Source organism: Pseudomonas sp. PS02303 (assembly GCF_029959925.1).
GTDB lineage: Bacteria > Pseudomonadota > Gammaproteobacteria > Pseudomonadales > Pseudomonadaceae > Aquipseudomonas > Aquipseudomonas mandelii.
In genome coordinates, this window is sequence record NZ_JASCOM010000053.1 from 22117 (window position 1) to 33545 (window position 11429).

General features: G+C 60.0%; 5 protein-coding genes. All 5 read right to left on the reverse strand.

The features are described from left to right. Nucleotides 1-3 precede the first annotated feature (3 nt). The 5 genes from QMX98_RS14705 to recC all read right to left on the reverse strand — a co-directional run bounded on the left by QMX98_RS14705 (nucleotide 4) and on the right by recC (nucleotide 11206). A complete protein-coding gene (locus tag QMX98_RS14705) occupies nucleotides 4-1272 on the reverse strand; it encodes a diguanylate cyclase (protein ID WP_282410962.1) in 1269 nt (422 codons plus the stop codon). Then, complete coding sequence (locus QMX98_RS14710) at nucleotides 1269-1844, reverse strand: YfiR family protein (RefSeq protein ID WP_010463742.1); 576 nt, start codon at nucleotides 1842-1844, stop codon at nucleotides 1269-1271. Before QMX98_RS14710 ends, QMX98_RS14705 begins: the two co-directional genes overlap by 4 nt. A gap of 115 nt (nucleotides 1845-1959) precedes the next feature. Beyond that, nucleotides 1960-4071: an exodeoxyribonuclease V subunit alpha gene (gene recD / locus QMX98_RS14715; RefSeq protein WP_102595236.1), complete on the reverse strand. Its 2112-nt coding sequence runs from the start codon at nucleotides 4069-4071 to the stop codon at nucleotides 1960-1962. Beyond that, nucleotides 4068-7757: an exodeoxyribonuclease V subunit beta gene (recB, locus tag QMX98_RS14720; RefSeq protein ID WP_282410963.1), complete on the reverse strand. Its 3690-nt coding sequence runs from the start codon at nucleotides 7755-7757 to the stop codon at nucleotides 4068-4070. The genes recD and recB overlap by 4 nt, the downstream gene beginning before the upstream one ends. Next, nucleotides 7754-11206 carry an exodeoxyribonuclease V subunit gamma gene (recC, locus tag QMX98_RS14725; RefSeq protein WP_282410964.1) on the reverse strand — a complete coding sequence of 1151 codons (3453 nt, stop codon included), beginning with the start codon at nucleotides 11204-11206 and terminating at the stop codon, nucleotides 7754-7756. Before recC ends, recB begins: the two co-directional genes overlap by 4 nt. Nucleotides 11207-11429 lie beyond the last annotated feature (223 nt).

Below are 11429 nucleotides of genomic sequence, written 5' to 3' on the forward strand. Positions count from 1 at the left end.
AATTTAGCTCCTGGTGTGTACGTGGGCGACCGGGTGCTCCGCCCCGGACGTGTGCTGCGCACCTCGGGAAAGGCGCTTGGCCTGGTACATCGCCGCATCGGCGGCATTGAGCAATGCGCCCGGGGTGGCACCATGATCCGGGTACACGGCGATACCGATACTGAGTGAAGTCAGAACCTGGGTATGACCCGGTAACGGGATGGGCTCTTCCATGCTGGCAAGGATCTTGTCAGCGATCCGCTCGGCGTCTTCGGTTTTATGCAGCGGCGTCAGCAACACCGCAAATTCGTCACCACCCAGCCGCGCCACCAGATCCTCTTCACGCAACTGCGCCCGAACCCTGTTGGCGACGGCAACCAGCACGGCGTCGCCGGCGGCATGACCGAAGCTGTCATTGATTTCCTTGAACCGGTCACTGTCGAGAAACAGCACAGCCACGCGTTCATTGAGCTTGTGGGCATTGCGCAGTGCACGCATCAGACGGCCTTCGAAAAACGCCCGGTTTGGCAATCCGGTGAGGCTGTCGTGGCTGGCTTGGTGCGCCAGGGTTTCGTTTTCGCTTTGCAGGTGGGTCTGCCAGGACTCGAGTTCATCGAGCAAGGCATTGAAGTCGTTGCCCAGGTTGTCGAGTTCAGCGATATCGGCGGGTGGCACGCGCCGGTCGAAGGCTCGATCGCTTCGGGCGGCGTGGGCTACGGCGGCCAGGCTTCGCAGAGGCCCCGTGATCCCGCGAAGTTGTCGGCGTGCCAGATAGAGTGCGACCCAGGCGCTGATGGCCGTACACAGAATAATGCCCAGCAGGCCGCTGAGCAGAAAACGCATCAAGCTGCCACCGTGACCGGTGAGCTGAATGCTGCCGATTTCCCGACCTTGATGAACGATCGGCATGTCGATGGGTTTTTCCAGAAAGGCTTTGGCGATCTGCAATTCCAGATCAGAGAGCAAGCCGCTTTCCGGTCGCTGCCAACGGGCCAGTAACCGGCCTTTTTCATCCAGCACCCTGGCGTCAGCGACTTCTTCCGTGGAGGCGATCAATGCCAGGGCCTCAGTGGCAGCGGCTTTGTCGTTGAACACCACCGCGGCTTCCACGGTGTAATTGATCGAGCGTGCGATCAGGTGCAGGCTGTGGTCGGCATACACCCGCAACGCCAATACACCCAGCAGTGTCAGCGAGACGCTGGCCATGGCCACGGCGACCAGGGCGACGATCAAATGTCCCCGGCCAATGACCGAGCGCAACGTTGGACGACTACCCGGCTTGAATAGACTCATGGCGCCGCCGGCTTGCGGCGGGACAGTTGCAGCACACTGGGGTGAATGCGCACGCCGCTACGGGCGACGGAATCGAGGTTGACCTCAAAAGATACCTGATCATCAGTGACCCTGAGGCAAAACAGACTGCCGACGGTGCATTGATCATCGCTCTCGCTGATGCTCAACACCGGGCGTCCTGTCAGCGAAGCAAAGAGTTGGCGGCGCTCGTCGTCGGTCAATTTGCCGATGTACACCGCATCGCACTCACCGACGATCGACGGATTGTCGGCCAACAGCCGGCGCACAGTGACGGGCCGGCCGGTGGCTTGGGTTGTGCCCTTGACCAGGTCGTCGGTGTATTCGGTGGGGCCGACCACGCACAGGCGCAGTTGCGCAGGCTCAACAGGCCAGCGCGCATAACTGAGAATCCCGAGGACAACCTGAGTGACCGATCTGGCACGTTGGTCGGCCATGCTCACCGGGGTTTCCGATTGAGCGAACACGACACCGGTCAGCAAGCAGAGGAGCCCCGCGAGCAGCACTTGCTTGCGGCTAACGACGCGCCCTGTCGTCCAGACAGCCACCTTCATGCGGGGGATTCTCTTCGATGTTACGAAATAATGTCGCAACGATAGCATAGCGTTTACCCCCCCAGCGAGGCGGTGCACTACGGCACTTCGGACAGTTTCCGGCGTACACGCTAGCCTATCGATGGCTCGGCTCAACCCCATCGTCCAACTCCAGCATCAACCCGCTCAAGCGCTTGACCTTGCGCCGCACGGCCTCCTCAAACACTCCGGCCCGTGGCTCGATCAAGGTGAACCAGTTCTTGGCCCGGGTGATCCCGGTGTAGATCAACTCCTTGGTCAGTACAGGGTTCAGGGCATCCGGCAGAATCAACGCCGTATGGGCAAACTCCGAGCCCTGGGATTTGTGTACGGTCATGGCATAAACCGTCTCGACATCGTTGAGTCGACTCGGTAGAACAAATCGCACGCCCCCCTGGCCATCATTGCGCGGGAACGCCACACGCAGTACGTGCTTGCCAGCCTCAGGCCCATCACGTTCCGGCAGTTTGAGGGCAATACCGATATCACCGTTCATCAACCCCAAGCCATAGTCATTACGCGTCATCAATACCGGTCGACCTTCGTACCACTGCTGGTCGCTGTCGATCACTCGAGCCTTGAGCAGCGCGGCGGTTACACGTTGATTCAATCCCTCCACGCCCCATGGCCCTTTGCGTACCGCGCACAACAACTGGAAGGCGTCGAAAGCTTGCAATACCTGACGCGCCCAATCGGTCCAGCGGGAGTCTTCGAGCAGGCTGTCGAGCGGTGGCCGCTGGCTGCGAAGCACACTCAGGTAGTGGCGATAACCTTGCGGTCCGTCGCCATGGCCTTCGAGCAGCAAGTGTTCCAGCGCCCGGTCGTGCTCACCTTTGAGGGGCAGGGAAAACACGTCGGCGTGACTTCGAGCAGCCAGCAACGTGCGGGCTTCCTCCGGTTGCTGCTGATTGACCCATCGCGCCAACTGGCCAATGCCGCTGCCTTCACCGAAGCGGCGCGAGTGACGCAGCATCACCACTTGCTGGGCCAGGGGGTGAGTCGCGTCAGTGTCTTCCTGCAAACCGCTGGCCAGCAGGCTTTCACCACTGACCGTCTCCAGCCACTGGCGCGTCTGCGGGCTGTACCAACCGGCCTCGGCGTCGCGGCACAAATCACCGAGCACGGCGCCGGCCTCCACCGATGCCAGTTGGTCCTTGTCACCGAGCAACACCAGCCGGGCATGAGCCGGCATCGCGTCGAGCAAGTTCGCCATCATCTCCAGGTCAATCATTGAGGCTTCGTCCACCACCAGCACATCCAGCGGCAAGCGATTACCGGCATGGTGACGGAAGTGCCGGGTACCGGGGCGACTGCCAAGCAGGCGGTGCACGGTAGTCACGTCAGAGGGGATCTTGTTTCTTACGTTTTCATCGACTTCCAGCGTCCGGACTTGCTGGCTGATGGATTCTGTCAGCCGTGCCGCCGCTTTACCGGTGGGTGCGGCAAGGCGAATTCGCAACGGTTTGCCGGCCTCCACCGCTGGCGCCTGGAGCAATGCCAGCAACCGCACGACCGTGGTGGTTTTACCGGTCCCCGGGCCGCCGGTGACGATACTGAACGCACTGCGGGTAGCCAGGGCACAGGCGAGTTTCTGCCAATCGATCACTTCGCCGGGCCTGGCTGGACCGAATAAACCAGTGAGTCGCTGGGGCAAGTCATTCGGCGTTGTTTCGTGTTCAGCCAGGCGCAGGCGAAGGGCGTTGTCGATGCGTCTTTCGTAAACCCAATAGCGACGCAGGTACAGGCGCTTGCCCGACAACACCAAGGGCCGTGATTGCGCAGCCTCACGACCATCGACCGCCAGAGCCACCAGACGGCTGGACGCCAGGACCTTGCACCAATGGGCGCCATCCAGCGCCTCAAGCAGTTGCGACGGCAACAGCATCGCGCCACTTTGCAGATCGCCTTCGGGTGGCAGCGACAGGGCAAAATCCGGCTCTTTGAGCGTCTCGAACAGGTCCAGGCAGACATGGCCGTGACCCAGTTGGTGGCTGGTCAATGCGGCGGCAAGCAACACCAACGGATCGTCGTCGGGAGCAAGCTCGTGGAGGAAGGCCACGAAGGCTTTGTCCAGCGCCCGCAGCCAGCCGCGTTCGACCCAGCGCGAGAGTAAAAGCAACAAGTCATCGGCACGACTCAGGGGTGCCAGATCCGCCATGGTTTCGGCTGCCAATGACGTGGGCAGCAAATCGGCGAAGGTGCGGCTCATAACAATACTCCCTGTTCCCAGGCGGGTTCGGCCTTGGGTTCTGGCTTGCCCTGGAAGAGTCGATCCAGACGCTCGATCAGCTCTCTGGGCGGACGGGAGAAATAGACGCCCTGGGTGGATGCCCGTGTGCCGCGCAAGAACAAATACAGAGCGCCACCGACATGCCGGTCGTAATCGTAGTCGGCAAGCCGCGCCTTGAGCTGGCGATGCAGGGCCAGCAGGTACAACACGTATTGCAGGTCGTAACGATTGTCGAGAATCGACTGCTCCATGGCCTGCTCGGTGTACGCCGCGTCATCTGGGCCCAGCCAGTTGGATTTGTAGTCGGCAACGTAATATCGGCCGTCGTGTTCGAACGTCAAGTCGATGAAACCCTTGAACATGCCGTTGAGCGAGACCGGTTCAGCGGCGACCCGGGCGACGCCGTTGTGGGTGTATTGGCGCACCAGTTCATCAAGCTTGAGCACGTCGACTTTATGGCTGGCGAACCAGAATTCCATCTCGACGCGGTATTGAGTGAGCTGCTCGAACACGACCGGAGGCTGCCCCCCGCCGAGGTGCAACGAAGACTTGAGCAAGTGCTGCAGCCAATCGCTCAGGGTGCTGATCCAGCCTTCCCAGCCTCGGCGGTTGCAGCGGCGGGCAATGGCATCTTCCACGACTTGTGGTGCAGCAGAAAAACCTTCATCACCGGCCCACTCCAGCAAACCATGGAGAAAGGTGCCGGGGTTGGGGCCGCGGGGGAACCGATGGATATCGGCACCACCGACGGCCACTTCTCGTGGCGCCTGCGGATCGAGACGTTCATCGTCAAAGAGCTTTTGCGCCTGCGGGTTCTCCGGGGCCTCGTCACTGCCCACGCTCAGACTGTCGCCGATACGCAAAGCGCTGTACGAAGCAATCCACCAGTTTTCACTGGCCTTGCGCTTGGGTATCAGCGGCGCAAGCAACGTCGCGTCATTGCGTGGCGGATGGTAATGCTCGGCCGTCGCTGGCGGCATATCACCGTACAGAAGCGCCGGGCAGTCCTGCTGGAGGTCTTCGAGCCAGCGTTTCAAACCTGCGGACTCGGCCAGAGGGGCACCACCGCCGAGCAAGTAACCCAATGCAGAAAGGTGCAGCACCGAGCTGTTGTTATTGCCGCGCTTGAGATCGGTCACACCCAGCCAGCAGGCATGTTGCGCCCGGGTCAGGGCGACATAGAGCAAACGCAGATCCTCCGCCAGACGTTCATCATCGGCGAGAGCGATCAACTCCGCAGTCGGTTTCAAGGTCACCTGCGCCTTGCCGTTTGAATCGTGGTAATGCAGCGGCAAACGGCTGCCATCCACCGGTTTTGCCGAGCAAATGAACGGCAGAAACACCAAGGGATACTCAAGGCCCTTGGACTTGTGAATGGTCACGACCTTAACCAGTTGCTCGTCGCTTTCCAGACGCAGGATCTGTTCTTCGCCGGCCTGACCGGACAACGCCAGATGCTCGGACAAATGACGAATCAGCGCTTGCTCGCCGTCGAGTTCGGCGGCGGCTTGTTGCAACAACTCGGACAGGTGCAGCAGGTTAGTCAGTACCCGTTCGCCGTCGCTGCGGGCGATCAACGATCGAGGCAACTGGAAGTCATGCAGCAAGCGCCGCAACATGGGCAGCACGCCTTGCTTGCGCCACAGCTCGCGATAACCGCGGAACTGCATGACCCGCGCTTCCCAGGCCAGTTCGTCCTGATTCAGCCGCTCCAGTTCCGCCAGGGAAAGGTTCAGCGTGATGCTGGCCAATGCGGCTCGCAGCGGTCGCTCGACATCCGGCTCGGCACAGGCTTTGAGCCAGGTCAGCAGGTCGTGGGCTTCTTGAGCGGCGAACACCGAATCCTTGTCCGACAGATAAACGCTGCGCACCCCGCGTGCAGACAGTTCGCCACGCACGGCCTGGGCCTCTTTGCCGTCGCGAACCAGAATCGCGATGTCCGCGGGTAGCAGGCCCCGGAAGTCCATGTCCTTCTCAATGAAACCTGCCCGACCTTCCTGGCCACCATTAAGTAACGCGGTGATTTCACTGGCGCACGCGGCGGCGAGTTTTTGTCGGTATTCCACGCCGGACAGCGGCTGATCGGCGGACAGGTGCCAGATGTTCAGAGCCGGCACGAGCTGGCCATCGATGTGCAGAACTTCTTTGCGCCCTTGGGACTCGACGGGCAGGAACGGTACCGGGTTCTCACCGTTCTTTTCACGAAACAGAAACGCGCCGCGCCCCAGCTCACGAGACTCCGCGCGCTCGAACACATGGTTCACCGCATTGACCATGCCATGGCTGGAACGGAAATTCGTACCCAGGGTATGCAGACGGCCGGCGGTGGCCTGGCGGGCTCGCAAGTAGGTGTAGATGTCGGCGCCACGAAAGGCGTAGATCGCTTGCTTGGGATCGCCGATCAGAAACAGGCCGCCTTCAGGGTTGTTGTCTTCGATGCGATAGATGCTTTCGAAAATCCGGTACTGCACCGGGTCGGTGTCCTGGAACTCATCGATCAGCGCCACCGGAAACTGTTCGCGGATCAAGGTCGCCAGGCGTTCACCACCCTCGGATTGCAACGCCGCATCGAGGCGCAGCAACATGTCGTCGAAGCCCATTTCCGCGCGGCGGCGTTTTTCTTCTTCGAACCGTGCCCCGACCCATTGCGCAGCATGTTGCAGAACGGCCGCGTCGGGGGTTGGCAAGCCGTCGAGGCTGGCCTTGAGCCCGGGCATGGCGTCCAGCCCCGGATGACTGGGGGCGGCGCCTTTCCAGGCTTCGGCCATGCCGTCAGGCGTCAGGCGAGTGAAGCCCGTGCCGATATCCAGTTGCTCAAGGGATTCATCTTCGGCCCATGCTTTGAGCTTTTCGAACCAGGGTTCGAAATAACGTGCCTGCATCTTTCGACCGTCGACACTTTTGCTCGCAACACCTTGGTGACAGATGGCAAGCAGTTCGTCCGCCCATTGGCGCCAGGGCATCTTGAGTTCGAGCAAGGCCAGTCGCCGTTCCTGCAAGCACTCGGCGATCAGCTCGGCAGGCTCCTTGCCTTCAGTGCTGTCACGCTCACTGGCGAATAAACTACGTACTCGCGGTAATAACGCCGCTGGCCCTCCCCAATTACCCCGCACCCAGTTCAGCGCATCACCTTGCATCGGATAGCAGAACAGCCGCCAGTAATCACGCAGGACTTCACCCAGCAAGTCGCTGTGATCGGTTTCCAGGGTCTGGGTAAACAGGCTGCCACTGTCAAACGCGTGCTCACGCAACATGCGCTGGCACCAACTGTGAATGGTCGAGACGGCGGCTTCATCCATCCACTGCGCGGCAATGTCCAGTCGGTTTGCACAGCCGGACCACTGTTCTGGGAGGTACTGGTCACGCAACTCCGCGATGAGGCTATCGGGTGCCTGGGTCTCGTCACGAAAGTATCGGGCCGCTTCGGCCAGTCGGGTACGAATACGCTCGCGCAGCTCTTTGGTCGCGGCATCAGTGAACGTGACCACGAGGATTTGCGGCGGCAAGAGTTCACGCCCAAACCCACTCGATTCGCCACCGTGACCAAGGACCAGACGCAAGTACAGCGCAGAAATGGTGAACGTCTTGCCGGTACCGGCGCTGGCTTCGATCAGTTGGCTGCCGCTCAGGGGAAAAGCCAGGGCCAGCGGTATTTTCGTGGTCATGAGCGCGCCTCCTCGCTGGTCAATGAACGCCAGGGGGCTTCAAGCATCGGTTTGTACAAAGCGTTGCACCAATCGGGGAAAGTCTCCTCGGCGGTCAGCGCGTCGTAATCAGGGAACTGTCGTGCCAGTGCCGGACTTTCGCGGCGTTCGCCGTCGGTGGTTTGACCGTCGCCTTCATAGGCCTTGCGAGCAGCGGTGTCGGCTTTGGCCGGGTCAGTTTGAGAGAGCCACGCGAAGGCGGTTTTCACGGCAATCGGCAGGGGTTGGCGCATGCCGGTTTGCCATGCTTGCAACAGGTTACTCAAGGCATGACGTGCAGGGCCCTGCTCCAAAGGGGCCAGTAGCAGACTGTCGTCACTGGCGACCAGCGCGGTGGTCATCGACATGCCGCTGGCGCAAGCGACCAGGTGATTGACCCAAGGTCGCGTCAGCCGATGCCACTTGCGGGTCTTGATCGAACCAATGCTGTTGGGAATCGTGGTAATCGACAACAGGCCACCATCCGCACGCTGGTGCAGGCCACTGAGCCAGCCTTCCAGGCGCAGGCCTTCCAGTTCCAGATTCACAGGCAACGCACTAGTCAGCGGCGTTGGCCACAACGTAAGGAGTTGTTGATAACGCTGCAACAGATCCGGCAGCGGTTCGATCAACTCTCGCTGCAGGCATTCGCCGAAACCGGCCATGGGCAAGAGCCCGCTGTTTTGCAGACGCGTTGCCTGGGCCTCAAGCGCATGATCGACGTGATCCAGTTGCCCGAGCGCCGCTTCGAGCAAACTGTCACTGAGGCTATAGCGTTGGAGAGCGTCGAGTACGAAGGGCTCTTCGTCGGCCAAGGGGGCTTCAGCCGCCTCGAAGAACACCTTGAGTCGCTGACTGAAAAAATGTCGCACGGGATTGCGCAGGAAATCCTGCAATTGACCGAGGCTCAGCGGCTCTTCCTGAACATAGGCATCAAGGGGCTTGATGCCCGTTGCCTGTTCACTGGCTTGATGAAGCACCTGCCACTCGCTTGCGAAACTGAACAAGTCATTACCTTCATGAAAATAGCGTGCGCTGAAGGGTTGCAGCGGGTGTTCCTGAGTCACCGATTCCAGCAGCTTTTTACTGTCGACCTGTAATCGCCAACCACCGGCAAGATGATCGCGCAGTTGACCAATCAGTACCGAGGCTGGGCGCTCGCTATTGTCCCGAATACTACGGCCGACCCAACTGATATAGAGTTGGTCACGTGCCGACAACAGGGCTTCCAACAAGAGATAGCGATCATCCTCGCGCCGGGAACGATCACCCGGGCGGTAATCGCTGCCCATGAGATCAAAGTCCAGCGGCGGTTGTGCACGCGGGTAATCTCCGTCATTCATCCCGAGCAAACAGACGAGTTTGAAGGGGATCGCCCGCATCGGCATCAAGGTGCAGAAGTTGACGGCTCCGGCCAGAAAACGCTGGGACAGCCGGCCCTGGTCGAGGCCTGCCAGCCAGGCTTCACGGACCACGGTCAAGGGCAGCTCATCATGCAAGCCCACTGATTCGCAAGTCTCGAGCCAGGTTTCCCGCAGTTCTTCGAGTTGACCCAGCAAGTAGTCGTCATGTTCATTGCTGGCCTGGAAGAACAACTGCACCAAAGCTTGCATCCTGACGCCCCATTGCTTAGGCGGTGCAGGTTGAGTCAGTTCCTGATGGGCAATCTCCAACGCGTCCAGCAGTGCAACCAAAGGACCGATGAGCGCAGCATCCAGACCGCCAATCTCGTCGTAAGGCTCAATGCCTTCGCAAGCAGCGGCGCTGCCGACGGCATAACCAAGCAGCATCCGGCGCAGGCCAAAACGCCAACTGTTTTGCTCCAGTTCTTGAGGCAAACCCAGACCCGCGCGCTGCTCGGCATTCATTCCCCAGCGAATACCAGCGCCTTCGATCCAGCGATGCAGGGTGGGCAGGTCACGTTCCTCGACACCGAAGCGAGCGCGCAGTGCAGGAACATCCAGCAAATCGAGGATCTCACTGACGGGGAAACGGCTGTCGGGCAGTTTGAGTAGATGTTCGACAGCAATCAGCAGCGGATCACGACCGCGCTGGCCTTGATCCGCCAGTGTGAAGGGGATGAAGCACGGATCGAAGCGATCAAGTTGACCGAAGACTGCACGGATATGCGGAGCGTAGCTGTCGATATCCGGAACCATCACGATTATGTCGCGAGGCTTCAAGTCTGGATCGGCACTGAAGCGTGCGAGCAACTGATCGTGGAGGATTTCCACTTCGCGCTGGGCGCTATGGGCGATGTGGAAACGAATGGATTCGTCCTGATTGAGATCGACAGCCGGCCAGAGCTCGCGGGTTTCATTCAAGGGGCGCAGTTCAAGGATGTCGTCCTGCAACTGGTTGAGCATGGTCTGTGGCTGGCTATCACTGAACAAGTCGATGCGCCCATCACGGAATGCCGAGCGGTAGCTGTTGGGATCGTCGTAGCTGTCGAGCAGATTGATGTAGTCCCGCCCCTGTTTGCCCCATGCCGCCAATAGCGGGTGTGCATGTTGGTGAAGGGTTTGCGGATCAAGCACAACAGGCATTCCGCTCTTGCGAGCCTGACGCTTGTATTGATGCCGCAGAAGGTCTTTATCGGCGACGATGTCTGCCCAATGATGACGACATGGGTTGTGTACGCAAAGCAGAACCTGGCTGAATCGCGCCAGTCCGGCGAGAGCTTCGAGCGCTTGCGCCGGGAGAGAGGAGATCCCGAAAACGATGACCCGGGAAGGTAATCCGCTGGGGGCCACGTCGAGGCTGTTGATGCGCTCGATGAACCGTTGATGAACACCGGCACGGCTTTGCGCCATGCCTTGCTCACCCACATCCAGCAACAGAGCCCGCCATAACTCTGCCTGCCAGCAGTTGGCTGGGGTCAGGGGCTTGGCTTCGCCTCGGCCGTTTCGCAATTGATGACGACCGTCCGCCCAATCTTCGAGCCAGTCGGCCCGGTATACCTGGTATTGGTCGAACAGATCAGCCAGCCGCTCGGACAGTTGGTAGCGTTTGCGCAGGTCAGTGTCATTGGTAAGGAAGCGTTGCAGCGGTTCGAAGTGCGGTTGATTGATCAACTGGGGAAGCAAACGCATCAGACGCCAGGTGAGTGGTGCTTTATCGAGCAGGGATTTGACCGGAATTTCATCACGACCCAGAACCATGCGATAGAGTTGCCACATGAAGCTGCCTGGGAGTTGAACGTCGATGGCTGCCGCAATGCCGCAGCCACCCATGTCGTCTTCTTCAGGGTCTTCAGCCAGAGCCAGTTTCAGCCACTGTGCGATGCCGTTGCTCTGTACCAGGGCGATTTCATTTTCCAAGGGAGCCAGCGGGTAGCGGCGCATCCAGCTGACCACCAGACTGCGCAACTCGTCCAGGCGGTTACCGTGAACCACCATAAAACCAGCACTGAGGGACGTCGCGTCCGGCATAAAGGCTTCCTTGGAAAAATACAAAAGCTAGGTCCGAACCTTAGCATTGTCGGGAGACTGTGACAGCCGGGAGCCGTCCGATGTTGCTGTACGAACTTTCCTGCGGACAAAACAAAACCCCTACCTGCATACGCAGATAGGGGTTTCGGAATTTAATCTTGACGATGACCTACTCTCACATGGGGAAACCCCACACTACCATCGGCGATGCATCGTTTCACTG